We start from the raw sequence: 25,076 nt of genomic DNA on the forward strand, positions 1-25,076 counted from the left end.
GAAAATTCGAATGTCGATTACCGCTGAGCGCCGTCAGGAACTCATCAAGGACCACGCCCGTCAGGACGGCGACACCGGCTCCCCCGAGGTGCAGGTCGCGATCCTCACCGAGCGGATCCGCAACCTGACCGAGCACTTCAAGGGCCATGCGAAGGACAACCACTCGCGCCGCGGCCTGCTGATGATGGTCAACAAGCGGCGTTCGCTGCTCGACTATCTCCGCAAGAAGGACGGGGATCGCTACCTCGCCCTCATCGCGAAGCTCGGTCTTCGCAAGTGACACGAAGGGCGCCCTCGCGGCGCCCTTCTCATATCCGCCCCTTCGCAATCCGGCGAACGGGCACGGGCGATCCCTCGCCCGACACCGCGCAGGCCGGACAGCCTGCAAAAGAGGCCCCGGACGCATAGGGCGGCCGGTCCAAAGGAAATGAAATGTTCAATACCCAGAAGGTAAGCATCGAGTGGGGCGGAAAGACCCTGACGCTCGAAACGGGCCGCGTTGCCCGTCAGGCCGACGGCGCGGTGCTCGCGACGCTCGGCGAGACGGTCGTGCTGTGCGCCGTCACTGCCGCCAAAAACGTGAAGGAAGGGCAGGATTTCTTCCCGCTCACCGTTCACTATCAGGAAAAGTTCTCGTCCGCCGGGCGCATCCCCGGCGGCTTCTTCAAGCGCGAGCGTGGCGCGACCGAGCGTGAGACGTTGGTCAGCCGCCTGATCGACCGCCCGGTCCGTCCGCTGTTCCCCGAAGGCTTCTACAACGAGATCAACTGCATCGCGCAGGTGTTGTCGTATGACGGCGAGAATGAGCCGGATATTCTGGCGATGGTCGCCGCCTCGGCCGCGCTGACCATTTCGGGCGTGCCGTTCATGGGCCCGATCGGCGCCGCGCGCGTCGGCTACAAGGACGGCGAATATCAGCTCAACCCGACCGACGCCGAAGTCGCCGAGGGCGAGCTCGATCTCGTCGTCGCCGCGACCCACGACGCGGTGATGATGGTCGAATCCGAGGCCAAGGAGCTTTCGGAAGAAGTGATGCTCGGCGCGGTGCTGTTCGCGCACAAGGCATGCCAGCAGGTCGTCGACGCGATCATCGACCTCGCCGAAAAGGCCGCCAAGGATCCGTGGGAACTCCCCGCGGGGGACAACCAGACCAAGCTCAAGGCCGAGCTCAAGAAACTCGTCGGCAAGGACATCACCGCCGCCTACAAGCTGACCGACAAGCAGGCGCGCCAGACCGCGCTGGGCGAGGCGCGCAGCAAGGCGAAGGCCGCGATGGCCGACAAGACGCCGCAGGAGCAGCTCGTCGCCGCCAAGCTGGTCAAGAAGCTCGAGGCGGATATCGTCCGCACCGCGATCCTCAAGGACGGGCGCCGCATCGACGGCCGCAACACCAAGCAGATCCGCCCGATTGCGTCGGAAGTCCACTTCCTGCCGCGCGCGCACGGCTCGGCGCTGTTCACCCGCGGCGAGACCCAGACGATCGCCACCACCACGCTCGGCACGCGCGATGCGGAGCAGATGATCGACGGTCTCGGCGGCCTCTCCTACCAGCATTTCATGCTGCACTATAACTTCCCGCCCTATTCGGTCGGCGAAGTGGGCCGCTTCGGCGCGCCGGGTCGTCGCGAAGTCGGCCACGGCAAGCTGGCGTGGCGCGCGCTGCATCCGGTGCTGCCGTCCAAGGAGGAATTCCCCTACACGATCCGCGTCACCAGCGACATCACCGAGTCGAACGGCTCGTCGTCGATGGCGACGGTGTGCGGCGGCTCGCTGAGCCTGATGGACGCCGGCGTGCCGATCAAGCGCCCGGTCTCCGGCATCGCGATGGGGCTGATCCTCGAAGGCAAGGATTTCGCGATCCTCTCCGACATCCTGGGTGACGAAGATCACTTGGGCGACATGGACTTCAAGGTCGCCGGCACGTCCGAAGGCATCACCACGATGCAGATGGACATCAAGATCGCCGGCATCACCAAGGAGATCTTCGAGGCGGCGCTGGCGCAGGCCAAGGAAGGCCGCGCGCACATCCTGGGCGAAATGAACAAGGCGCTGGGCGAGACCCGCACCGAGCTTTCCGCCCATGCCCCGCGCATCGAGACGATGACGATCGACAAGTCGAAGATCCGCGACGTGATCGGCACCGGCGGCAAGGTGATCCGCGAGATCGTCGCCACCACCGGCGCCAAGGTCGACATCGACGACGAGGGCGTGATCAAGATCAGCTCGTCGGACGGCGCGCAGATCGAAGCGGCGATGAACTGGATCAAGGGCATCGTCGAGGAAGCGGAAGTCGGCAAGATCTACACCGGCAAGGTGGTCAATCTGGTCGATTTCGGCGCCTTCGTGAACTTCATGGGCGGCAAGGACGGCCTCGTCCACGTCTCGGAGATCAAGAACGAGCGCGTCGAGAAGGTCTCCGACGTCCTGAGCGAAGGCCAGGAGGTCAAGGTCAAGGTGCTGGAGATCGATCCGCGCGGCAAGGTTCGCCTGTCGATGCGCGTCGTCGATCAGGAAACCGGCGCCGAGCTGGAAGACACCCGCCCGGCGCGCGAACCGCGCGGCGATCGCGGCCCGCGCCGTGACGGCGGCGACCGCGGTGACCGCGGCGGCGATCGCGGTGGACGCGGCGGTGACCGTGGCCCGCGCCGCGACCGCGGCCCGCGCCGCGAGCGCAGCGAAGGCGGCAAGGACGAGGGCTCGGCGCCCGACTTCGCCCCCGCCTTCCTGACCGGCGACCGCGACTGATCGCAGCGCCGTTCAACGGAGCAAAAGGAAGGGCCCCGGCAGCGATGCCGGGGCTTTTTCTTTTGGGGCGTCGATCGCCCGCACCATCGCCCCCCACCCGCCCCGCTTTCCCTCCGTCATCCCCGCGAAGGCGGGGATTCATTCGCGCAGTTGGTGGAAAGAGCCGCTCCACCAGCCACAATGGATTCCCGCCTTCGCGGGAATGACGGAGGGAAAGGAAGCAGATTCGCCGCCCCCACCGCAATGTGGTAAATTTCGGCCCATAGGGTCGCCGCACAAGGAGAATCGAGCACACGCAAACCGAGAGGAGAGAATCATGCCGGCGTCGTTCGATGAGGCGAAGCTCCACGCCTTCGTGGGCAAGATGTTGGGCGATCTGGGCGGCGCGATGAGCGTGCCGACCGTGCGGCTGGGATTCCGCCTGGGGCTGTTCGATGCGCTCGCCGAAGGCCCCGCCACCGCGCCCGAACTCGCGCGGCGTGCCGGCGGGCTGCATGAGCGCTATGTCCGCGAATGGGCACTCGCGCAGAGCGCCAACGGCTATATCGATTTCGACCCCGCGACCGACAGCTTCAGCCTCTCGCCCGAACAGGCAATGGTCTTCCAGCATCGCGACAGCCCGGTCTATCTCGCCGGCGCGTTCGAGCTGGTCGCGGCGATGATCGAGGCCGAGGCCAAGGTCGAGGAATGTTTCCGCAACGGCCGCGGGGTGCGCTGGGGCGACCACGCGGGATGCCTGTTCTGCGCGACCGGCGCCTTCTTCCGGCCGGGCTATGTCAACAATATCGTCCAATCGTGGCTCCCCGCGCTCGACGGCGTCGAGGCCAAGCTGCGCAGCGGGGCGAAGGTGGCGGACGTCGGATGCGGGGTCGGCTTCTCCACGCTGCTGATGGCGCAGGCCTATCCCGACAGCACCTTCGTCGGATATGACTTCCATGCCCCGTCGATCGAGGAGGCACGGCGCCACGCGGTCGCGCACGGGCTGCACGAGCGGGTGCGGTTCGAGGTCGCGACCGCGAAGGATATCGCCGAGCGCGATTTCGATCTCGTCACGATGTACGATTGCCTCCACGACATGGGCGACCCGCGCGGGTGCGCCGCGCATATGCGTCGGATCCTCGCCCCCGGCGGAAGCTGGATGATCGTCGAGCCGATCGCGGGGGACCGGCCGGCGCAGAATTTCAACCCGGTCGGGCGGCTCTATTACAACGCTTCGACGATGATTTGCGTGCCGACCTCGCTCGATCAGGAGGTGGGCGAAGGGCTCGGCGCGCAGGCGGGCGAGGCGAAGCTGTCAGCAATCGTCCGCGAGGGCGGGTTCGCGGAGGTGCGCCGCGCAACGGAAGGGCCGTTCAATATGGTGCTGGAGGCGCGGTAAACCTTCTGGTTCCGGCTTCGCGAGAATGGCGATTCCCTCGCCCCGTTCGGGCTGCGCTTGTCGAAGCCCTGCACTTTTCTTCCGTGGAAGAAGGACAGCCTTTCGACAAGCTCAGGGCGAACAGGGGGTTGAGTTGCGTGCCCCTCCCCTATTCCCGATAGCTTGGGTCGATCCGGTCGAGCTTGCGCAGCAACGCGGGCCAGGCGAGCCGCTCGGCGAGCATCCCCATCCCCTTGGGGGCGGATTGGCGCGCGACCTTGTCCTCAACCCCCTGCGGCGGATTGTTGAGGTGCTCCTTCCCCGCCGACAGCATCAGCACCTGCGCCTCGCACGCGCGCTCGAGGAAATAGAGCCGCAGGAAGCACGCGCCGACGCTGTCCCCCACCGCCAAGGTGCCGTGGTTGCGCAGGATCATCGCATGCTTGTCGCCCATATCGGCGACGAGCCGCTCGCGTTCCTCCAGATCGGTCGCGATCCCCTCATAGTCATGATAGGCGATATCGTGCCCCGCGATCATCGAGGTCTGGGTATGCGGCAGCAGCCCGAATTCCATCGCCGAGACCGCCTGGCCGTGCGGGGTGTGGAGATGCATCACCGCATTGGCGTCCTCGCGCGCCATGTGCAGCGCCGAGTGGATCGTGAATCCCGCCGGATTGACCGGATGCGTCGTCGCGCCGACCGGATTGCCCTCGACATCGATTTTGACCAGCGACGAGGCAGTGATCTCCTCGAACATCATGTCATAGGGGTTGATCAGGAAATGATGCTCGGGCCCCGGCACCCGCGCCGAGAGATGGGTGAAGATCAGATCGTCCCACCCGTAGAGCGCGACCAGCCGATAGGCCGCCGCGAGATCGACCCGCGCCTCCCATTCGCCGGGGACGTAGTTCAACTTGCTCTCGACGGACGCCAGCGTGGCCATGAGTCGCTCTCCTGTTTCGATTTGCAACGCATATAGCCCTGATCCGTTGCCGACTCCATCATGCTATCTGACTTGGATGTGCGGCCTTCGTGCGCCTTCTCCCCGCCGTCATTCCCGCGAAGGCGGGAATCCATTCGCACAGGTCATGGAAAGAATCGCGAGGCCAGCCGGAATGGATTCCCGCCTTCGCGGGAATGACGAGAGAGTATTCGGAATTCCAACCCGCCGCCCCTTGTGTGGCAAAAATGCCACATTACATCCTCGGGCATCTCAAGGGGAGCAATATGAACCTCGAAAAATTCACCGACCGCGCCAAGGGTTTCCTGCAATCGGCGCAGACCGTCGCGATCCGCATGAACCACCAGCAGATCACGCCCGAGCATCTGCTCAAGGCGCTGCTCGAAGACGAACAGGGCATGGCCGCCGGGCTGATCCAGTCCGCGGGGGGCGACGCGCGGCGTGCCGCGACCGAGACCGATCTGGCGCTGTCGAAGATCCCCGCGGTCTCCGGCTCGGGCGCGCAGACCACGCCGGGACTCAACAATGACGCGGTGCGCATGCTCGATGCCGCCGAGCAGATCGCGCAGAAATCGGGCGACAGCTATGTCACCGTCGAGCGGCTGCTCGTCGCGTTGGCGCTCGCGCTCAACACCCCGGCGGGCAAGGCGCTCAAGACCGCGGGGGTGACCCCGGAGGCGCTCAACGCCGCGATCAACCAGTTGCGCGGCGGGCGCACCGCCGACACCGCCTCGGCGGAGGATCGCTATGACGCGCTCAAGAAATTCGCGCGCGACCTGACCCAGGCAGCGAAGGACGGCAAGCTCGATCCGGTGATCGGCCGCGACGAGGAAATCCGTCGCACCATCCAGATCCTCGCGCGCCGCACCAAGAACAATCCGGCGCTGATCGGCGAACCGGGCGTCGGCAAGACCGCGATCGCCGAGGGCCTCGCGCTGCGCATCGCCAATGGCGACGTGCCCGATACGCTCAAGAACCGTACCTTGATGGCGCTCGACATGGGCGCGCTGATCGCGGGCGCCAAATATCGCGGCGAGTTCGAGGAGCGCCTGAAGGGCGTGCTCGACGAGGTGAAGGCCGCCGAGGGCGATATCATCCTGTTCATCGACGAGATGCACACGCTGATCGGCGCAGGCAAATCGGATGGCGCGATGGACGCCTCCAATTTGCTCAAGCCCGCGCTGGCGCGCGGCGAGCTGCATTGCGTCGGCGCGACGACGCTCGACGAATATCGCAAATATGTCGAGAAAGATCCGGCGTTGCAGCGGCGGTTCCAGCCGGTGTTCGTCGGCGAACCGACCGTCGAGGATACGATCTCGATCCTGCGCGGGCTGAAGGACCGTTACGAGCTGCACCACGGCGTGCGGATCACCGACGGCGCGATCGTCGCGGCGGCGACGCTGAGCAATCGTTACATCACCGATCGCTTCCTGCCCGATAAAGCGATCGACCTGATGGACGAGGCGGCGAGCCGCATCCGCATGGAGGTGGAGAGCAAGCCCGAGGAGATCGAGACGCTCGATCGCCGCATCATCCAGCTCAAGATCGAGCGCGAGGCGCTCAAGAAGGAAAGCGATGCCGCGTCACGCGACCGGCTCGCCAATCTCGAGAGCGAGCTCGCCAATCTCGAGGAGCAATCGGCCGAGCTGACCCAGCGCTGGCAGGCCGAGAAGGACAAGATCGGCGCCGAGGCCAAGCTCAAGGAACAGCTCGACGCGGCGCGCATCGCGCTGGAGCAGGCGCAGCGCGACGGCGATCTCGCGCGCGCGGGTGAGCTGTCCTACGGCACGATCCCCGGCCTTCAGAAGCAGCTCGAGGAAGCGCAGGGCGCGACCAAGGGCGCGATGCTGCGCGAGGAAGTGACCGCCGACGATATCGCCAGCGTCGTCAGCCGCTGGACCGGAGTGCCGGTCGACCGGATGCTCGAAGGCGAGCGCGAGAAGCTGCTGCGGATGGAGCAGGTGATCGGCCAGCGCGTGATCGGGCAGGATCAGGCGGTACGCGCGGTCTCGACCGCCGTTCGCCGCGCGCGCGCCGGGCTGCAGGACCCGAACCGGCCGCTCGGCTCGTTCCTGTTCCTCGGGCCGACGGGTGTGGGCAAGACCGAGCTGACCAAGGCACTCGCCGAATTCCTGTTCGACGATCCCAACGCGATGGTGCGGATCGACATGAGCGAATTCATGGAGAAGCACGCCGTCTCGCGGCTGATCGGCGCGCCTCCCGGCTATGTCGGCTATGAGGAAGGCGGCGTACTGACCGAGGCGGTGCGGCGGCGGCCCTATCAGGTCGTGCTGTTCGACGAAGTTGAAAAGGCGCACGGCGATGTGTTCAATGTCTTGCTGCAGGTGCTCGACGATGGGCGGCTGACCGACGGCCAGGGCCGCACGGTCGACTTCTCGAACACGCTGATCATCCTCACCTCGAACCTCGGTAGCCAGTATCTCGCCAATCTCGGCGAGGGCGAGGATGTCGAGAAGGTCGAGGGACAGGTGATGGAGGTGGTCCGCGCGCATTTCCGCCCGGAATTCCTCAACCGGCTCGACGAGATCATCCTGTTCCATCGGTTGGGGCAGGCGCATATGGGGCCGATCGTCGATATCCAGGTCGGGCGGGTCCAGAAGCTGCTCGCCGACCGCAAGGTGACGCTGGCGCTGACCGATGCCGCGCGCGCGTGGCTCGGCCGGGTGGGATACGATCCCGTCTATGGCGCACGACCGCTGAAACGCGCGGTGCAGCGCTATCTGCAGGACCCGCTCGCCGAGCTGATCCTGCGCGGCGAGGTGAAGGATGGGGCCACCGTCGATGTCGACGAGGGGGATGGGAAGCTCGTACTGACCGTCAAATGACGATAGTGTGACACGTAAACCACGGCGTCGCGTCAACTTTCTGGCGCGGCGCCGTTTCCCATTGCGACAGCAAGGCTACCGGGTTTAGCCGATCCCTCATGCGGCCTCTCACATCGTACGGCCGCACTAAGCGTATCACGGCCGCAGCGCCGTAGAGGGGTTATACATATGCAATTCCATGCGAAGAGGCGTGTGCTTGCTTCGGCTTTGATCCTCGGATCGAGCTTGATCGCGATGCAGGCGCATGCACAGGACACGACGCAGCCCGCGCCGTCCGCCACCCAGCCGGCGGACGAGACCGCCGACGTCGTCGTCACCGGTTCGCGTATCGCGCGGCCCGAACTGCAGGCTTCGGTGCCGATCCAGAGCGTCAGCCTCGAGCGGATCCAGCAGACCGGCGCGGCGAACATCCAGGACGTGCTCGCCACGCTGCCGCAGGTCGGCCAGAACTTCAGCCGCACGAGCTCGAACTTCTCGACCACCGGCAACGGCCAGGCGACCGTCAACCTGCGCAACCTCGGTTCGTCGCGCACGCTGGTCCTGATCGACGGTCGTCGTACCGTCGGTATCGCCGGCACCTCGGCGGCTGACATCAACAACATCCCGACCGACCTGGTCGAGCGCGTCGATGTCGTGACCGGCGGCGCTTCGGCGGTTTACGGTTCGGAAGCGGTCGCGGGCGTCGTCAACTTCGTCCTCAAGGACAAGTTCGAAGGTCTGTCGGTCCGCGGCCAGAACACGATCTCCGACAAGGGCGATGCCGGGCGTCAGTACGTCTCGGTCACCGGCGGCAAGTCGTTCAGCGACGGGCGCGGCCATGTCGTCGCGAACTTCAGCTACGATGACGACCACGGCCTGCGTTCGCGCGATCGCAGCTTCTCGGCGAACGACTTTCCGGCGCGCAGCTCCTATGCGGCGCAGGGCCTGTTCGACGTCAGCAATGCCGATCAGACGCAATTCTCCGCGGCGAGCGGGCGCACCTACACCTTCACGCCGCAAAATGCCGTGAAGCGCTACCAGGGCGCCAACATCGACGGTTACAACCGCGATCACGATCGCTACCTGTCGGTGCCGGTCGAGCGCTACATGGGCACGTTGCTGGCGAACTACGACTTCTCCGACGCGTTCAAGGTCTATTTCCAGGGCCAATATGCACGCACCAACTCGAGCTCGTCGCTCGAGCCGTCGGCGATCGCCAACAGCGGGCCGGGCGCCGCGCTCAACTTCGACGGTTCGGCCTATGCCGGCATCCCGATCACCAGCCCCTATGTTCCCGACGCGATCCGTCAGGCCGCGATCGCGAACGGCGTCGACGTGATCCAGTTCCGTCGTCGGTCGAACGACATCTTCAGCCGCAGCAACAACAACAACCGCGATTACTGGCGCGGTGTGCTGGGCGTGAAGGGTGACATCACGAGCGACAGCAAGTGGAAGTACGATCTGTACTATGAACACTCGCAGACGCGCGACCACACCTATTCGCAGTCGATCTACATGCCGAACTACGGCGCGGCGCTGAGTAACGAGATCGGCCCGAACGGCCAGGTGCAGTGCAGCGATCCCGCGGCGCGTGCGGCGGGTTGCGTCCCGATGAACATCTTCGGGTACAACACGGTCTCCGCGGCGGCCTCGAAGTTCCTGCAGACCTACACCGGGCCGACCCGGACGATCGCGCTCGAGGGCGGCGGCTCGGTCAACGTCGTCAACGGCCAGAACGTGCTGTACGACTATCTGGCGAACGTGAAGCAGGACGTGATTTCGGGCAGCGTCACCGGCGAACTGTTCTCGCTGTGGGGCAAGCCGATCTCGATCGCGTTCGGCGGCGAATATCGTCACGAAAAGAGCTCGGAAGTGTTCGATCCGTTCACCCAGGCGGGTCTCAGCGCGGGCAACCAGCTGTCGAACACCAAGGGCAAGTTCAATGTGAAGGAAGCGTTCGTCGAAATCGACGCGCCGATCGTCGAGGACCGTCCGGGCCTCTACTATCTCGGCCTCGAAGGCGCCGCACGCTACGCCGATTATTCGACGATCGGCGGGATCTGGAGCTTCAAGGGCGGCGCAACCTACGCCCCGGTTCCCGATGTCCGCTTCCGGGCGGTCTATGCCCGCGCGACGCGTGCGCCGAACATCAGCGAGCTGTTCTCGGCGCAGAGCCAGACCTTCCTCGCGGTCACCGATCCGTGCGATCAGGGCGGCGGCAATGGCGGCGACGGCACGCCGACCGGCCCGCTTCCCGCGGGCTGCGCGGCCATTCCGGGGATCGCCAAGACGGTCGCCAATCGCGGCAGCTTCACCTACACGACGTCGCAGCTGCAGACGATCGACGGTCTGGTCGGCGGCAACCCGAACCTGAAGGCCGAAACCGCCGACACGATTACCGCTGGTGTGGTGTTCACGCCGCGGGCCATTCGCAACCTCAGCCTGACGGTGGATTATTACCACATCAAGGTGAAGAACGCGATCGGCATCATCGGTCAGCAGACCTCGATCGACGAGTGCTTCACCGGCGGCAATCCGTTGTTCTGCAACAACGTCGTTCGCGATGCCAACGGGTTCATTACCCGCGTCAACGCGATCAACCTGAATACCGGTTCGTATCTGGTCTCCGGTCTGGATATCCAGGGCCGTTATTCGGTGCCGATTACGGGCGAGTGGAAGCTCGACATGGACGTGATGTACAACCATCGCTTCAAGCAGGAGCAGACGCCGTTCCCGGGTGGTCCGGTGCAGGACGAGCTCGGCCAGGCCGATTGCTATAACTGCGGCCGCCTCGGCTCGGGCTTCAAGGACCATGTCGTCGGTAACTTCACGCTGGGCAGCAGCAACTTCCAGTTCAACTACCGCGTCGAATACCTCGGGCCGCTGTGGGATAATCTCCCGGCCGACAGCGACTCCACCCGTATTCCGGCCTATTGGTATCACAACATCCAGGGCAAGTTCCTGGTTGGCGATACCCGGAAGATGGAACTCTACGTCGGCGTGAACAACCTGTTCGACAAGAAGCCGCCGTTCTTCGGTGACACGAGCCCGGTCAGCTGGCCCGGCACCAACACCGTTGCGAATACCTATGACCTGTACGGCCGCATGATCTACGCAGGTGCGACGTTCAAGTTCTGATAACGACGGTAACAACCTAATGACGGGCGGCTGTTCAACGAACAGCCGCCCTTTTCTTTTGCCTCCAATGTCGCTGTCAGGCGCCCGAGCCGGGCGGCGCCGTCAGATCGGCGGTAGCACGTCGAACGCGACGGTGAGCCGTTCGCCCGCCGGAAACGGCTCCGTGCCGTGCCACATCGTCGACGGAAACAGCACCAGCCGGCCGGGCTTGGGCTCGATCATGCGCGTCGGCGGCAGAGCGAGACCGAGCGATGCCTGCGGGCCGCCGATCGTCAGCCAGCCGGCGTGCGCACCGCCATCCGCGGTCGCTTCGGGCAGCGCAACGTAAAGAGCGGAACTGATCCAGCCTTGCGGGTGAACGTGGTTGACGTGATGCCCCTGCCCCACCAGCCGCACCGACCACGAGCCCGCGAAGCGCGGTGCGCGGTCGCGCCGCTTCGACAAGGTGGGGTGACGCGCATCCGGCGGCGGCAATTGCGCGACGTGCTGCGCGACCGCCTCGACCACCGCCGCGCGCAGGGCGCGAATTTCGGGATCGATACGCGCGAAGAGCGGGCCGTCGGTCTGCGTGCCGCCGCGGACCGACTGATCGAGATGCGCGCCCCGCGCGCGATGTATGCCGCGCAAGACCTCGGCGACACGCTCGAGCGACGGCAGTCGATCGGCAAGGTCGACCACCGAAACGAGCCGCGGATCACCCTCAAGCCAGGCCAGCCGCGGATCGCCGGTCAACCGCCACGTAATCGCCGCATAAGGCCACATCGCACCGTCGGCAGCCTCGAGCCCGACTTCGACCAACTTGCTTGCCTCATCGAGCCGGGCCGCGCGAAGCAAGTGCCGTACCCGCCACACCGCCATTCCGGGCGCAGTGCGAACATGCGGCAATGCATAGAGACGCTCGGCGCCGGCGAGATCGCCGGTCTCGCCCCGCGCGATCGCCTCCTGCGCATCGAGATCGGGGTTGGGGCCGAGCGCGGCACGCGCGCGCGCGATCGTCGCGAGCGCCGCGCGATAGTCTTCGCCGCGAATGTGCAGCGCCACCAGCCCATGCCACAATGGCGGATGACGCGGCGCAACGGCCAGCGCGCGATCATAGGAAGCGAATGCATGGGCGCGATCGCCGGCGAGCGCGCGCAATTGCGCGATCGTATCATGGCCTTCGATCCAGCCCGGATTGGCCGTGACGACCGGCTCCAACCCCCCGATCGCGGCCTCGATCTTGCCGACCGCGAAGCGCGCCGCGGCCTCGCCCAGCAGGACGCCCGCGTCGTTAGGCGCCAGTTGCCGGGCGCGCGCAAACAGCGCGACCGCCGGCGCCCCGGCCTCCATCGCAACGCGGGCGTGGCCGTGCGCGATACCGGCATCGCCGGGGGCATTGGCGACCGCCCGTTCGAATGCAGCGAGCGCGACATCATGCCGTTCGAGCGCGCGCGCGAGCAAACCGCTCCATTGCCACAATAACGGATTGCGGCCCGCCTGCCGCGCGGCAGGCAGCAGGCGATCGAGCGCCCGTTCCTCCTCTCCTTCCGCCATCGCCGCACGCGCGAGATCATCCAGCGCGTCCGGATCCCCGGGTGCGGCAGTGACTGCGGCAAGCGCCTCGGCGAAGGTCATCCGCGACGGCGCCGGGCGACGATCAGCAGCCCGCGCCCTTCTGGCACGAATTGACCTGCGACCGCTCGATCATCTGGCGCTCCTGACGATATTTATCGTCCCATTGCGCCCGCGTCAGGCATATCCGTTTTCCGCCAAGCCGGCTGCCGAGCACCGGCTGGTCCTCGCAGATCAGCCGGTTGGGATCCGCCTTCGGACGGGGCTTGGCGTCATCCGCCAATGCGGGGGCCGCGCTGCCAATAAGCGCAGTAAGTACAATTGCGTAACGAAGCGAACGCATATGCGGTATCTTTCGAAGTCCCTGCGGATTTGATAGCGCGATTCGGTTACCCGCGCAAAGCGGTTCGCGGGGTGTTCGTTACAGTCCCGCGCGCTCTCCCTTGCCTTCGGCCTCGATCAGCGCGGTTACTGCCGCGCGCTCGGTCGGGCTGAGATCGGGGTGCCAGACGTCGAAAATGAACACGACGCGTAGCCGGTCGCTGGGGTTCATCGCCTCATGCTCGATCGTATCGTCGAAGACGAACGCCTCGCCGCGCCGCCAATCGCGCCTCTCGCCGCCGACGCGGAACCAGCACCCCTCCGGCACGATCAGCGGCAAATGGCAAACGAGCCGGGCGTTGCTCACGCCGACATGCGGCGGGATATGCGTGCGCGGCGCGAGCAGCGAGAACATCGCATTGGGCGAGGCGCCCGGCACATCGGGTTGCGGCAGGCGATCGATCAGCGCCATCGTCCGCGGGCATTGATCGGCATTGCCGTCGATGCGCCGCCCGTTCTGCAGCAGATGGATCGCGCTCCAGTCGGGATTGTGGTTGAGCGGCTGCCACTGCCGCATCGGCAGATGATCGGGATATTGGATATAAGGCACCAGCTCGGCGCGGTTCGCGGCGAGCAGCGCCTGCAATTCGGCGGCGATCTCCTCGGTCGCGGCCTCCAGATCGGTGAGCCACGGGAAGCGCGCGCGCGGGTGGAACTCGCGCTCGGTAAGCTCGGGGAAGAAGAAATGCGTCGGCTCGCTGTGAAACGGGCGGGTCCGGCGCAGCGCGTTGCTGCGGAAGCGCGCGATGCGGCGGCGCTCGTCATCACCGGCTGTAGCCTCGACGGGGGCCATCGCCGCCGCCAGTCTCTCCTCGCGCGCCGCCAGCCATGCCGCGTGACGCGCTTCGGCCTCGGCCACCGCCGCCGCCAACGGGGGCGGCAAGGCGCCCGCCGGGCGCTGCGCCAGCGCCTCTCCCCACGCTTCGCCGGCTTTTGCCTCGTCCAGTCGCTGCAGCAGGCTCGCGCGCAGCAGCAGCGCGGTGAAATGCAGCGGCGAGAGCGCGAGCGCGCGATGCACCGCGTCGAGCGCCTCGCGCGGCCGGCCCGCGGCGCGGCTTACCCCGGCGAGTTTGAGCAAGGTGTCGATATCGCCCGGATTTGCCGCCGACGCCGCGCGCAGCAATTCGAGTGCGCGGCCGAAATCACCCGCCGCCAGCGCCTGTTCCACCCCGCGATCCGCCCCCCCATTTGCCGTCATAGGCTGTAGCCGAACCTCTCTATCCAGGGTTGGAGCACGGGCAGGATCGGGGCGAGATGCTCGCGATATCGCTGCCACCGGCCCGCGGCGCGTTTGTAGATCGGCTCCGTCACCTGCGAATAGCTCGCGGTGGTGATGAAGCCGCGCTCGCGCGCGGTCCGGCGGTGATCGATCGCCGCCTCGTGCCATTCGAGCCCGAGATGCTCGAACAGCGGCCGCACCGTTCCTTCGACATCCTCGATCAGCCGCTCATAGACGATCGGATAGACATCGAGGGGAACCAGCGCGCGCGCCGCCTCCCAATGGCGGAAGGTCAGATCGTAAAAATTCGCGGCATCGTCCAGCCGCAGGAAATTGGACATTGCGGAGTTGAGCTTGAAATTGCTGATATAGCAGCTCAGCACCACGTCGCACGGATGCCGCAGCGCAAGGATGATGCGCGCGCGCGGAAACAGCCGCTTGATCAACAGCGCCTTGTGCAGGAACAGCGGCGACTTATCGACCAGCGCCATTCCCGGCCGCAGCGTCGCCAGCTTCGCGACTTCCTCGTAATAATGCGCGCGCGCGGCGGCGACGCCCGCCTCATCCAGCGTCGGCAACGCCTCGGCGCCGCCGAGCCGCTCGTCGACCAGATTGAGTGGCGGCCGCTCCTCCAGCACGACCGTATCGGGGTGCCCCATCAGGATCGTATCGAGCAAGGTCGTACCCGAGCGCGGGAAACCGACGAGAAACACGGGATCGGCGGTGTCGGACAAGGGCGCCGGATCGAGCGGGCGCCAGCTCGCCGCCCATTCCGGGGTCATCATCGCGATTTCGCGCTCCAGCACGTCGCGCCACTGCGCCGCCCGTCCGAGCGGGTCGGACGCATCCTCGGCGTGCAATCGATTGGTCTCGCTGAAGCAGGCGAACGCTTCGTCGCTTCGTCCGAGGCGATCGAGCAAGGTGGCGCGGATATGCACGGTGCGTTCCGGTTCGATCTCGGCGGGGACATGATCCAGCTCGGCGAGCGCTTCGTCGAAGCGGCCGGCACGGCGGAGTTCCATCGCACGGATGAAGGCGAGCGCGCCCGCATCCACCCCGGCCGCCTCACCACGCGCGAGCAGCGGCGCGAACTCTTCCTCGCGATTGGTATGTTCATATTGGATCGCGAGCCCGAGATAGGCGTCGGTCAGCAGCGGATCGAGCGTGAGCGCCGCCAGATAGGCGCGCTCCGCCTCCTCGACCCGCGGCACGATGCCATATTCGACCGCGGCCTTGAATTGCAGATTCGCATTCGCCGGATCGAGTGCGACCGCCGCTTCGATCGCCTCCAGCGCCGGCGGATCGCGGCCGAGTTCCTTGAACAGCACGTAGAGATCGTGGTGCGGCCGGGCATCGCCGGGGAAGTCGGCGATCGCCTGGCGCAGCACGGCTTCGGCCTCTGCGCCGCGATCGGCCGCGCGCAGCGCCGAGGCGAGGTTGAGCCGCGTCGGGGCGGCATTCGGATCGAGCGCCACCGCGCGCTCCAGCGCGGCGACCGCGCCATCGGTATCGCCCGTCGCTGACCGCGCATTGCCGAGGTTGTTCCAGCTTTCGAAATCGTTCGGCGCCAGCGCGACGATATGATCATAAGCCTCGACCGCGTCGCCGAAGCGTTCGAGCGACTGCGCGAGGAACGCGCGATATCGCGCCACGCGCAGGCTGGGGTCGGCGCGCGCCAGCGCCAGCGTGGCGACATCCAGCGCGCCTTCCTGATCACCGCTATCGGCCAGCGCAGCGATGAGATTGCATGCGATCGTCGCATCGCCCGGTTTCCCCTGATGCGCGACGCGCAGATGCCTGATCGATCCCGCCGCGTCGCCGGCGCGCGCACGCACCATGCCGAGGAAGGCGTTGAGCGGCACCACGTCCCCGCCGGCCACGAGCGCCTGCTCGGCGATCTGGCCGGCCCGCGCGAGATTGCCGGTGCGCGCCGCGGTCATCGCGTCGCGGAGCGCGTGGGCGGTAATCTGATCGGCGGTCATCGTGCTGGTCATCGCGGACGATTTTTGGACGTCGCCGCGGGCACAGGCAATCTCCATTTTGCGTCGCACGAAAAAGGGCGGCCGGCTTATCGCCGACCGCCCCGATTTTCAGGCTGATCCCCGGCTTAGAAGTCGAGGGTGAAGCCGGCGTAGATGTAACGACCCAGCGCGTCATAGACCGCCGGATAGGTGTTGCCGTTGCACGGACCGGTCGGGCACAGGTTGGACCCGTCGAGGCCCGCGTTACCCGAGGTGACGAACGGCGGCTGCTTGTCGAAGATGTTGTTGACGCCGATCCGGAACGTATAGCCGGTGCCGACCGTGGCCGTCGCCGAAAGGTCGAAGTAGCTGTACGACGGGATACGCAGCCCCGGGTTGAGCGGGTTGGCGCCCTGCAGCGTCTGGTTGTTGACCGTCGTCTCGGCGCGAACCGGACCGATATAGCGCCACTGCGCCGACAGGCCGATGCCTTCCGGCAGCTGCCAGGTCAGGCGGGTCTTGTGCCGCCAGCGCGGCATCGGCGAGCCGGCGTCGGTCGTGCCGCCCTTACTGCAGACCGGGCCATAGAGACCGGCGCAATCATAGGGCTGGGTCAGGCCGTTGTTGACCTTATAGGCATCGAGATAGGTGCCGTTGAAGGTCAGCGACAGATTGCCCAGATTGCCGACGGGCTGGCTGTACGAACCGTTGACCTCGATACCGCGGGTTTCCTGCGTGCTGTTGTTGCTCGGCAGGTCGACCACATAGCCGCCCGGCGTCAGCCAGAGCGAGCCGCCCGCATCGCGATGCACGAGGCTGCACGATACCGGCGTGAAGGTCGCAGTCGCGTTCGTCACGCAGTCCGAAAGGACCGCATCAGGCCCGAGCGAGCGGATCGCATTCCGGATCTTGATGTCGAACCAGTCGACCGACAGCGCCAGGCGCGGCAGGAACCGCGGCTGAAGCACCACGCCCAACGACTTGGTGGTCGCCTTTTCCGGGGTCAGCGTCTGAACGCCGCCGATCAGGCCGTTATACTGGCCCGACGGATTGGCGGAAATCTTCTGACCGGCGAGGAGGCCCTGCGCAAGACAGCCATAATTGTTGGCGGCGATCGTGATGCCCGCGCACGGATCCTTCGATCCGTCGAGCGCAACGACCTGGGTTGCGAACAATTCCTGGATGTTCGGCGCGCGCGCCGCGCGGTTGAACGACCCGCGGAACTTGATGTCGCGGATCGGCGAGAAGTCCACGCCGATCTTGTAGGTATCGGTGTTGTAGGTCTTCCCGGCAGTCGTCTTATAGGCCGAATAACGGTAACCCGCGTTCAGCGTCAAATCGTAGATGAAGCTGTTGTGCGCGATCGGAATCTGGGCTTCGCCGAAGACTTCGTAGACGTGGAACCCGCCCTTGATCGGCAGGGTCGCGCCGCCTTGACCGGTGAGATCGCCGGTCTGGAATTCCTGATCGGTCTGCAGCTCGAGCGTTTCGTTGCGATATTCCGCACCGATGTTCACGCCGATGCCATCTTCCGCCCAGGGCGTCTTGAGCCCATATTCGCCGAGACGGCCGGTGAACGACACGTTGGCGACCTGCTCGGTGGTCTGGCCGTGCTGGAAACCAGTCGCGGACAGGTAGTTCACCGATGCCGGGCTGGCTGCGCCCGCACCGCCGAAGACGTTGTACGGCACGCAGTTCGGATCCGACCCGTCGAGCGTCGAGCGGCAAACCGGGGTGCCGTTCGGCCCGGTCACCACATCGAGCGCGCGCGCAAGGCGGACGGCCGAGAATTCGTTGCTGTAGATCTGCGAATAGTTGGTCTTGCCGTACTGATAATAAGCATCATACGACCAGGCCTTGCCCAGATCGCCACGCGCGCCGAGCACGCCGCGGAAATTGGTGTGCTGCAGATCGGCCTGACGCGGACCGCCCTCGACGTTGCGGCGCAGGAGCTGGAAATAGCCCTTGTTATAGGGCTGCCCGGTCGTCGGATCGATGAAGACCGTCGGCGCAGCACCCGGGTTGGTGTTGTAAGGAGCGCCGGCGGCGAGCGGGAAGCCACCCAACGAGCCGTTGATCAGGTTCACCGGCGCGCAGATCACGTCGGCTTGCGCCTGCGACATCAGCGGGTTGCGACCGGCCCCCGACGGGGTGTCGGGATTACCGCAGTTGATCGTCAGCGTGTTGCCGAAATCGCCCGACGGCGCGATCTGCGCGACGGTGCGATCGTCCATGAACATGAATTCGAGGTACGGCTTGAAGTGATCGCTGACCTCGTAGTTCGCGAACACGCCCGCGGTGTAACGTTCGTCCGGGCGCTGATAATAGTTCAGCGGCGCGAAGTTATACAGGCTGGTCGAATTGGCGAACCCGCCGTGCGGCTTGAACGTATAGACCGTCGACGAAGGACCACCGTTGAACAGCAGCGCGTTGCCGTTATCCGACGTCGCCGAGCCACCGCAACGCGGTTTGCCGCTACCGGCGTTCTGCAGCACGCACGAGCTATAGTCGCGCCGCGACTGGAGCACCGGGTTGACCTTGCGATAGCCGAAATAGGCCGACACATGCCCGCGGTTGTCGTCGAACTTCGCGCCGATCGACATCGTGCCGTCGAACGAACCGCCGTCGGCGACCGAGCCGGTCGGATAGCCATAGTTCGACAGGCCGGCCTGCTGCCGCGCGTTGAGCAGCGGGGTCAGGAACTTGTCGCGGTTGTCGTGCTGATAGAAGCTGTACTGGCCGTCGAAGCGGACGCCGGTGAAATCCGTGTCCATGATGAAGTTGACGACACCGGCGACGGCGTCCGCGCCATAGGTCGACGATGCGCCGCCGGTCAGCACTTCGACGCGCTTGATCATCGCGGCCGGGATGATGTTGATGTCGGCGGCCGAGCCGCTGGTGTTGCTCGGATCGCCCGGCAGCAGGCGGCGGCCGTTGACCAGGGTCAGCGTGCGGTTGGTGCCGAGACCGCGAAGGTCGATCGTCGCGGTGCCGTCAGCACCGTTCGACAGCGTGGAGGCCTGGCTCGCGAACACCGACGGAAGGGTGTTCAGCATGTCCTCGACGCGGCTCGTGCCCTGCAGCTTGAGGTCCTGGTTGCTCACCACCGTCACCGGCGCGACCGACGTGACGTTGACCGACTGCGGGATGCGCGAACCCGTCACGACCACGTCCGGGGTCGTCGCCTGGGCCGTTTCGGCGGGAGGCAGGGTTGCAGGAGCGCCGGGGGTGGTTTGTGCGAACGCAGGCACAGAAACCATCGCCAGAACAAGAACCGCGGGGGCGGAGCCGTTCATCAATGCCGAGATCTTCACTGATTTTTCCTCCTCTGTTTCGGCGGTCAAGGAGTGGTTTCCCCTGGCGCCGGCGCGGTCCCTGAACATGCCACGCTCAAATTATGTCTCTTCACGTAACGTTCCGTCACATTTTGTAAATTGAAACGGGCTTGCCGGTTTTTGTTTGTTATTCGGGTGTTGCGCAGGCGCCACAGAGCGTAGATGCTCCGCCCGGCTCGTCACGCAGGAGGGGTTCTTGATCAAGCATCGCGCGCTTCCGTTCATCGGTATCCCTTTGATTTTGCTGGCCGGAACTATGGTCGCGAACGCGGAGACGCCGCCTGGCCGCACCCCCGCGTTCCAGCATCTGATCGATTGCCGCGCGCTCAAGGACGATGCCGCCCGGCTCGCCTGTTTCGATCGCGCCGCCGCGTCGCTTGATGACGCGGTTGCAAAGAAAGAGGTGGTGATCGTCGACAAGCAGCAGGTGCGCGAGGCCAAGCGCGGGCTGTTCGGCCTATCGCTCCCGAGCTTCCATTTGTTCGGGCGCGGTGACGAACAGGATGCCGAGGAGGTGGCGCAGATCGAAGGCAAGATCGTCTCCGCGACGCCCGACGTCGACGGCTGGCGAATCAAGCTCGACGACGGCAGCGTGTGGACGCAGACCGACGGCAAACCGACCTTCAAGAACCCCAAACCGGGGGTGAGCGTCGTGGTGCGGCGCGGCGCGCTGGGCAGCTATATCCTGCGGGTCGACAATGCGCCGGGGGTGAAGGTGCGCCGGGTGATTTGACGGCGGCGGCGCGGCGATCGCTGCGCGGCGGTATTGTTTCCGCGACGTTACATACGAAAAAGGGCGGCCGGCATAACGCCGACCGCCCTGATTTTCAGGCTGATCCCCGGCTTAGAAGTCGAGGGTGAAGCCGGCGTAGATGTAACGACCCAGCGCGTCATAGACGGCCGGATAGGTATTACCGTTGCACGAACCGCTCGGGCACAGGTTCGACCCCGCGCGCCCGCCGTTGCCCGACGTAATTAACGGCGGCTGTTTGTCGAGCAAGTTGTTGACGCCGACCCGGAAGGTATAGCCCGTGGCAACCGTGGCGGTAGCCGCGAGGTCGAAATAGCTTTGCACCGGGATGCGCAGGCCGGGGTTGAAGTTGTTCGCGCCCTTGAGCGATTCGTTATCGACCGTCGTCTCGGCCCGGACCGAACTGATGTACCGCCATTGCGCCGACAGCCCGACGCCTGCCGGCAACTGCCAGTTCAGCCGCGCCTTGTGCCGCCAGCGCGGCAGCGGTGCCGCCGAATTGACCGTACCACCCTTGCTACAGGTCGGCCCATAAAGACCGGCGCAATCATAAGGCTGGGTCAGGCCGTTGTTGACCTTATAGGCATCGAGATAGGTGCCGTTGAACGTGAGCGTCAGGTTACCCGCCGCCCCGGCCGGCTGCGTATACGAGCCGTTGATCTCGAGCCCGCGCGTCTGCTGGGAGCCGCGATTGCTCGGCAGGTCGATCACATAGCCGCCCGAAGTCAACCAGATCGAGCCGCCCGCGTCGCGATTGATCAGGCCGCACGTCTCTGGTGTGAAGGTCGCGGTTGCCTTGGACGTACAATCGAGGAGGATCGCGTCGGCGCCAAACCCGCGGATCGAGTCCCTCACCTTGATATCGAACCAATCGACCGACAATGCGAAGCGCGGCAGGAAGCTCGGCTGGAGCACCACCCCGAACGACTTGGTTGTTGCCTTTTCGGGCTGCAGCGTCGCGACGCCGCCTAGCAGACCGTTATACTGCCCAGCCGGGTTCCCCGGGGTCGCCTGACCCACGGCGAGTCCCTGCGCGAGACAGCCATAATCGGTCGCGGTGATCATCATGCCCGAGCATGGATCGTTGTTCCCGGCAAGCTGCATGGTCTGCGCTAAGAACAGTTCCTGAACGTTCGGCGCGCGCACCGCACGGTTGAACGATCCGCGGAACTTGATGTCGCGGATCGGCGCGAAATCGACGCCAACTTTGAACGTATTGGTGTTGTAGGTGTTGCCGGCGGTCGTCTTATAGGCCGAATAACGATAGCCGGCGGTCAGCGTCAGATCGTAGAAGAAATTGCGCTGAACCAGCGGTACCTGCGCTTCGCCGAAGACTTCAAGGACACGGAACCCGCCCGAGATCGGCTGGGTCGTACCGCCCTGACCGGTCAGATCGCCGTCCCGAAACGCCTGGTCGGTCTGCAGCTCGAGCGTTTCTTTGCGATATTCTCCACCGATGTTCACGGCGATGCCCTCCTCGGCCCATGGCAACATGATGCCATATTCGCCGAGCCGGCCGGTGAACGACATGCTGGCGACCTGCTCGACCGTCTGGCCGCGCTGGAAGCCGATAGCGGAGAGATATTTGATCGCCTCCGGGCTGGCCGCACCGGCGCCACCGAACACGTTATACGGCACGCAGTTCGGATCGGATCCGTCGAGCACCGAACGGCAGACCGTCTGACCCGCATAAGCGGAATTGGCCGGTCCGGTCACCGCATCGAGGGCCCGCCCGAGACGAGCGACGGAAAATTCGTTGCTGTAGGTCTGCGAGTAGATCGTCTTGCCGTACTGATAATAGGCATCATACGACCAGGCCTTGCCCAGATCGCCACGCGCACCGAGCACACCGCGGAAATTGGTGTGCTGCAAATCGGCCTGGCGCGGACCGCCTTCGACATTGCGGCGCAGGAGCTGGAAGAAGCCCTTGTTATAGGTCTGCCCGGTCGTCGGATCGATGAAGTTCGTGGCAGGGGTGTTCGGGTTGGGATTGTAGCCCGCGCCGGTCGCCAGCGGAAAATTCCCCAGCGCGCCGTTGATCAGGTTCGGGCGGGCGCAGATCACCGCACGCTGCGCCGGCGACATCAGCGGATTATCGCAATTGATCGTCAGCGTGTTGCCGAAATCGCCCGACGGCGCGATCTGCGCGACGGTGCGATCGTCCATGAACATGAATTCGAGATACGGCTTGAACCCGTCGCTGACCTCGTAATTGACGAACGCGCCCGCCGTAAAACGCTCGTCCGGGCGCTGATAATAATTCAGCGGCGCGAAGTTATACAGGCTCACCGCATTTTCGAAGCCGCCGTTCGGCCTGAAGGTGTAGAAGGTCGAACTGCCCGAACCGTCGACGAAAACCAGCGCATTACCGTTGTCAGACGTCGCCGAGCCGCCGCAACGCAAGGAGCCGCTGCCGGTGTTCTGTATCGTGCAGGCGCTGTAGTCGCGCCGCGACTGGAGCACCGGATTGACCTTGCGATAGCCGAAATAAGCCGACACGTGCCCGCGGTCATCGGCGAATTTCGAGCCGATCGCCATCGTGCCGTCGAACGCGCCGCCGTCCGCGACCGAGCCGTCGGGATAGCCATAGCCAGCTAGCCCCGCCGCCTGACGCACATCGAGGAGCGGTCGGATCAGCTTATTGCGGTTGCTGTGCTGGTAGAAGCTGTACTGGCCGTCGAAACGAACGCCGGTGAAATCCGTGTCCATGATGAAGTTGACGACGCCGGCCACGGCATCCGCGCCATAAGTCGACGATGCGCCGCCGGTCAGCACTTCGACGCGTTTGACCATCGCAGCGGGGATGATGTTGATATCGGCCGCAGAACCGCCGCTGGGATCACCCGGCAGCAGGCGCCGACCGTTAACCAGCGTCAGCGTGCGGTTGGTGCCGAGGCCGCGAAGATCGATCGTTGCGGTGCCGGATGCACCGTTGGACAAGGTAGAACTCTGGCTCGCGAAGACCGACGGCAGCGAGTTCAACAGATCCTCGACGCGGGTCGTGCCCTGCAGCTTGAGATCCTCGTTGCTCACCACCGTCACCGGCGCGACCGAGGTGACATTGACCGATTGCGGGATGCGCGAGCCCGTCACCACGACGTCGGGGGTCGCCGCCGCCTCGGCCGGTGCAGCGGGCGTGCCGGGGGCGGTCTGCGCGTAAGCGGATACCGGAACCATCGCCAGAACAAGCGCCGCGGGTGCCGCGCCGCTCCTCAATGCCGAGATTGTCGCAAAGCGTTTCATTGATTTTCCTCCTCTATTTCGATGACCGGAGAATTGATTCCCTCGATCTCGACGCGGCCCCTGAAATGTCCGCTAGAAATAAAGAAAAATCGCAACAACTCGTTTTGTTTTACATAAGTTGACACGACTTTACCTTAGATTACATAAGTGGGATTCTTAGCTCCATTTACGATCTTCTAGGTGACGTCATGTTCGGTTCATGTAAATCGAATCTGTTACTTGATCCGACGTTCACAAATTCTGTGTTGCCTGTTCGCAACAGGCAGTCATGGATCAAATAAATTTACAAACCGCGGAAAATCCCACGATTAAAACAATTTGACATGAATTATGTGCAGCACTTCATGCGCCACATATTTACGACAATGATTGGATTCATTGCGGAATGATCGGCATAGCGGAGAGCAAGACGCCGTCCGTCATCGCCTGACCGTCGCGATTCCACATCACGGATGGCACAGCCATACTGAAGGACGGCAGGTGAAGCGGGCGCGAATACAGACCGCCGGCAGCCGCTGCGGGACCTGCCGACCGCCTTCAGTATCCGGCTATTGCGCCATCGCCCCGGCGACACGCATCGGATCGATCCGCCGGCCCTGCCACATCATTGCCCAGTGGAGATGCGGGCCGGAGGCGCGGCCGGTCGCGCCGACGCGGCCGATCTCCTGCCCCTGGCGGAGGTGATCGCCGACCCGCACCTCGATCTTCGACAGATGGAGAAAGGCGCTGTTGAGCCCCATGCCGTGATCGATCATCAGGAGGTTGCCCTCCAGCGTGAACGGCGAGGGCGCGGCGAGGATCACCACCCCGTCGGCCGGCGCCACGACCGGCGCGCCGGCGGGCTTCGCGATATCGACCCCGCCGTGATACGCCCCCGGCTCGCCGCGATAGATACGTTGCGCGCCGAACAATCCGGAAATGCGCCCGGTCGCGGGCCAGATGAAGCGCTGGCGCCAGCCGTCGGCATCGCTGTGCACCAGACGCGCGGCCTTGATCTGTTCGAGTTCGGCGGGGCGACGGCGCTCGAATTCCGCATCGGGCACCGGCGTCCTGGCGACGCGATCGAGCCGCTCGATCCGCCATTCGCCCGGCGCGACATCGAATTCCTTCGTCACGCGCCGCCCGTCGGCGAGGATCGCGACCAGCGACGCGTGCGGGCCGGCGTCACGATCGAAGGCGATCAGGAAACGTCCGTCGCGCGCCACCTCGATCGGCATGTCGTCGAGCGTGAGTTGCGTCGTCCCGGCGGGCGCGGTGCCGAGCAGCAATGCCCCCTGCCGTGCGACCCCGGTGAACGGGCCGAATGCCGCCGGGGGCAGCAGGGTCGAGGTGCGGAGCGGCTGGGCGTGTGCTGCCGGCATGCAGAGCACCGCCAGCGCGAGCAACGCCCCCCGCCCCGTGCGGATCATTGCGGCGAAAGCGCCTCGGTCGCCAGCGTTGCCGAGGCGAAGGCGCGCTGCCCCGCGACGTCCCAGTAACGCAGGTCCTCCAGCGCGATCCGCGCGCCGGAGACCGCGCAGACGACGTGATCGCCCGGCACCAGCACGCGGAAGCCGTTGGCGAGATAGTGCAGCCGCGCGGGCCGATCGGAATTGGACATCAACATTGA

General features: G+C 65.2%; 15 protein-coding genes. 6 read left to right on the top strand and 9 right to left on the bottom strand.

Annotated elements, in window-relative coordinates; genetic code table 11:
• The first annotated feature begins 10 nt into the window (after positions 1-10).
• The 3 genes from rpsO (at position 11) to NED98_RS12800 (ending at position 4,123) form a co-directional block, all read left to right on the top strand.
• A complete protein-coding gene (gene rpsO, locus NED98_RS12790; protein ID WP_179510869.1) occupies positions 11-280 on the top strand; it encodes a 30S ribosomal protein S15 in 270 nt (89 codons plus the stop codon).
• A 152-nt stretch (positions 281-432) separates the two neighbouring features.
• The gene (gene pnp, locus NED98_RS12795) at positions 433-2,745 is read left to right on the top strand and encodes a polyribonucleotide nucleotidyltransferase (protein ID WP_265313261.1); all 2,313 of its coding nucleotides are present in this window, start codon (positions 433-435) and stop codon (positions 2,743-2,745) included.
• A gap of 316 nt (positions 2,746-3,061) precedes the next feature.
• Positions 3,062-4,123 carry a class I SAM-dependent methyltransferase gene (locus NED98_RS12800; RefSeq protein ID WP_265313262.1) on the top strand — a complete coding sequence of 354 codons (1,062 nt, stop codon included), beginning with the start codon at positions 3,062-3,064 and terminating at the stop codon, positions 4,121-4,123.
• Positions 4,124-4,271: 148 nt separating this feature from the next.
• Here the strand turns inward: NED98_RS12800 and NED98_RS12805 are convergent, their stop codons facing one another.
• Positions 4,272-5,045, bottom strand: coding sequence for a class II aldolase/adducin family protein (locus NED98_RS12805; RefSeq protein WP_179510866.1), 774 nt, complete (start codon positions 5,043-5,045; stop codon positions 4,272-4,274).
• A 284-nt stretch (positions 5,046-5,329) separates the two neighbouring features.
• Here NED98_RS12805 and clpB point away from each other — a divergent pair, with 284 nt between their 5' ends.
• Both clpB and NED98_RS12815 read left to right on the top strand, forming a co-directional pair.
• Entirely contained in the window at positions 5,330-7,909 is a 2,580-nt protein-coding gene (gene clpB / locus NED98_RS12810) for an ATP-dependent chaperone ClpB (RefSeq protein ID WP_265313263.1), read from the top strand.
• Between the two features lie 234 nt (positions 7,910-8,143).
• Positions 8,144-11,026 carry a TonB-dependent receptor plug domain-containing protein gene (locus NED98_RS12815; RefSeq protein WP_265313264.1) on the top strand — a complete coding sequence of 961 codons (2,883 nt, stop codon included), beginning with the start codon at positions 8,144-8,146 and terminating at the stop codon, positions 11,024-11,026.
• A gap of 102 nt (positions 11,027-11,128) precedes the next feature.
• Here NED98_RS12815 and NED98_RS12820 read toward each other — a convergent pair whose 3' ends face one another.
• From NED98_RS12820 to NED98_RS12840, 5 genes are all read right to left on the bottom strand, one after another.
• The gene (locus tag NED98_RS12820; protein WP_265313265.1) at positions 11,129-12,640 is read right to left on the bottom strand and encodes a putative 2OG-Fe(II) oxygenase; all 1,512 of its coding nucleotides are present in this window, start codon (positions 12,638-12,640) and stop codon (positions 11,129-11,131) included.
• 22 nt (positions 12,641-12,662) lie between these two features.
• Complete coding sequence (locus NED98_RS12825) at positions 12,663-12,920, bottom strand: hypothetical protein (protein ID WP_179510863.1); 258 nt, start codon at positions 12,918-12,920, stop codon at positions 12,663-12,665.
• A gap of 78 nt (positions 12,921-12,998) precedes the next feature.
• A complete protein-coding gene (locus NED98_RS12830) occupies positions 12,999-14,156 on the bottom strand; it encodes an aspartyl/asparaginyl beta-hydroxylase domain-containing protein (RefSeq protein ID WP_179510862.1) in 1,158 nt (385 codons plus the stop codon).
• Positions 14,153-16,171 carry a tetratricopeptide repeat-containing sulfotransferase family protein gene (locus tag NED98_RS12835; protein WP_265313266.1) on the bottom strand — a complete coding sequence of 673 codons (2,019 nt, stop codon included), beginning with the start codon at positions 16,169-16,171 and terminating at the stop codon, positions 14,153-14,155. Before NED98_RS12835 ends, NED98_RS12830 begins: the two co-directional genes overlap by 4 nt.
• A 113-nt stretch (positions 16,172-16,284) precedes the next feature.
• The gene (locus tag NED98_RS12840; RefSeq protein WP_265313267.1) at positions 16,285-19,452 is read right to left on the bottom strand and encodes a TonB-dependent receptor domain-containing protein; all 3,168 of its coding nucleotides are present in this window, start codon (positions 19,450-19,452) and stop codon (positions 16,285-16,287) included.
• Positions 19,453-19,729: 277 nt separating this feature from the next.
• Between NED98_RS12840 and NED98_RS12845 the strand changes: the two genes are divergently transcribed.
• Positions 19,730-20,206 (top strand): hypothetical protein, encoded by a 477-nt coding sequence (locus tag NED98_RS12845; RefSeq protein ID WP_265313268.1) that lies wholly within the window; start codon positions 19,730-19,732, stop codon positions 20,204-20,206.
• 111 nt (positions 20,207-20,317) lie between these two features.
• Here the strand turns inward: NED98_RS12845 and NED98_RS12850 are convergent, their stop codons facing one another.
• The 3 genes from NED98_RS12850 to NED98_RS12860 all read right to left on the bottom strand — a co-directional run bounded on the left by NED98_RS12850 (position 20,318) and on the right by NED98_RS12860 (position 25,073).
• Positions 20,318-23,467, bottom strand: coding sequence for a TonB-dependent receptor domain-containing protein (locus tag NED98_RS12850; RefSeq protein ID WP_265313269.1), 3,150 nt, complete (start codon positions 23,465-23,467; stop codon positions 20,318-20,320).
• A gap of 548 nt (positions 23,468-24,015) precedes the next feature.
• Positions 24,016-24,876 carry a M23 family metallopeptidase gene (locus NED98_RS12855; RefSeq protein WP_265313270.1) on the bottom strand — a complete coding sequence of 287 codons (861 nt, stop codon included), beginning with the start codon at positions 24,874-24,876 and terminating at the stop codon, positions 24,016-24,018.
• On the bottom strand, positions 24,873-25,073 hold the full coding sequence (locus NED98_RS12860; protein ID WP_179510856.1) for a DUF2093 domain-containing protein: 201 nt from the start codon (positions 25,071-25,073) through the stop codon (positions 24,873-24,875). Before NED98_RS12860 ends, NED98_RS12855 begins: the two co-directional genes overlap by 4 nt.
• Positions 25,074-25,076: the final 3 nt, after the last annotated feature.

Origin of the sequence: Sphingomonas lycopersici (assembly GCF_026130605.1) — a bacterium.
GTDB lineage: Bacteria > Pseudomonadota > Alphaproteobacteria > Sphingomonadales > Sphingomonadaceae > Sphingomonas > Sphingomonas lycopersici.

Coding starts and splice junctions, on each gene's coding strand:
- NED98_RS12830 (WP_179510862.1), bottom strand. CDS start 14,156: ATGACGGCAAATGGGGGGGCGGATCGCGGGGTGGAACAGGCGCTGGCG.
- NED98_RS12825 (WP_179510863.1), bottom strand. CDS start 12,920: ATGCGTTCGCTTCGTTACGCAATTGTACTTACTGCGCTTATTGGCAGC.
- NED98_RS12835 (WP_265313266.1), bottom strand. CDS start 16,171: ATGACCAGCACGATGACCGCCGATCAGATTACCGCCCACGCGCTCCGC.
- NED98_RS12860 (WP_179510856.1), bottom strand. CDS start 25,073: ATGTTGATGTCCAATTCCGATCGGCCCGCGCGGCTGCACTATCTCGCC.
- NED98_RS12850 (WP_265313269.1), bottom strand. CDS start 23,467: ATGAAACGCTTTGCGACAATCTCGGCATTGAGGAGCGGCGCGGCACCC.
- NED98_RS12820 (WP_265313265.1), bottom strand. CDS start 12,640: ATGACCTTCGCCGAGGCGCTTGCCGCAGTCACTGCCGCACCCGGGGAT.
- NED98_RS12815 (WP_265313264.1), top strand. CDS start 8,144: ATGCAGGCGCATGCACAGGACACGACGCAGCCCGCGCCGTCCGCCACC.
- clpB (WP_265313263.1), top strand. CDS start 5,330: ATGAACCTCGAAAAATTCACCGACCGCGCCAAGGGTTTCCTGCAATCG.
- NED98_RS12800 (WP_265313262.1), top strand. CDS start 3,062: ATGCCGGCGTCGTTCGATGAGGCGAAGCTCCACGCCTTCGTGGGCAAG.
- NED98_RS12805 (WP_179510866.1), bottom strand. CDS start 5,045: ATGGCCACGCTGGCGTCCGTCGAGAGCAAGTTGAACTACGTCCCCGGC.
- rpsO (WP_179510869.1), top strand. CDS start 11: ATGTCGATTACCGCTGAGCGCCGTCAGGAACTCATCAAGGACCACGCC.
- pnp (WP_265313261.1), top strand. CDS start 433: ATGTTCAATACCCAGAAGGTAAGCATCGAGTGGGGCGGAAAGACCCTG.
- NED98_RS12855 (WP_265313270.1), bottom strand. CDS start 24,876: ATGATCCGCACGGGGCGGGGGGCGTTGCTCGCGCTGGCGGTGCTCTGC.
- NED98_RS12845 (WP_265313268.1), top strand. CDS start 19,730: ATGGTCGCGAACGCGGAGACGCCGCCTGGCCGCACCCCCGCGTTCCAG.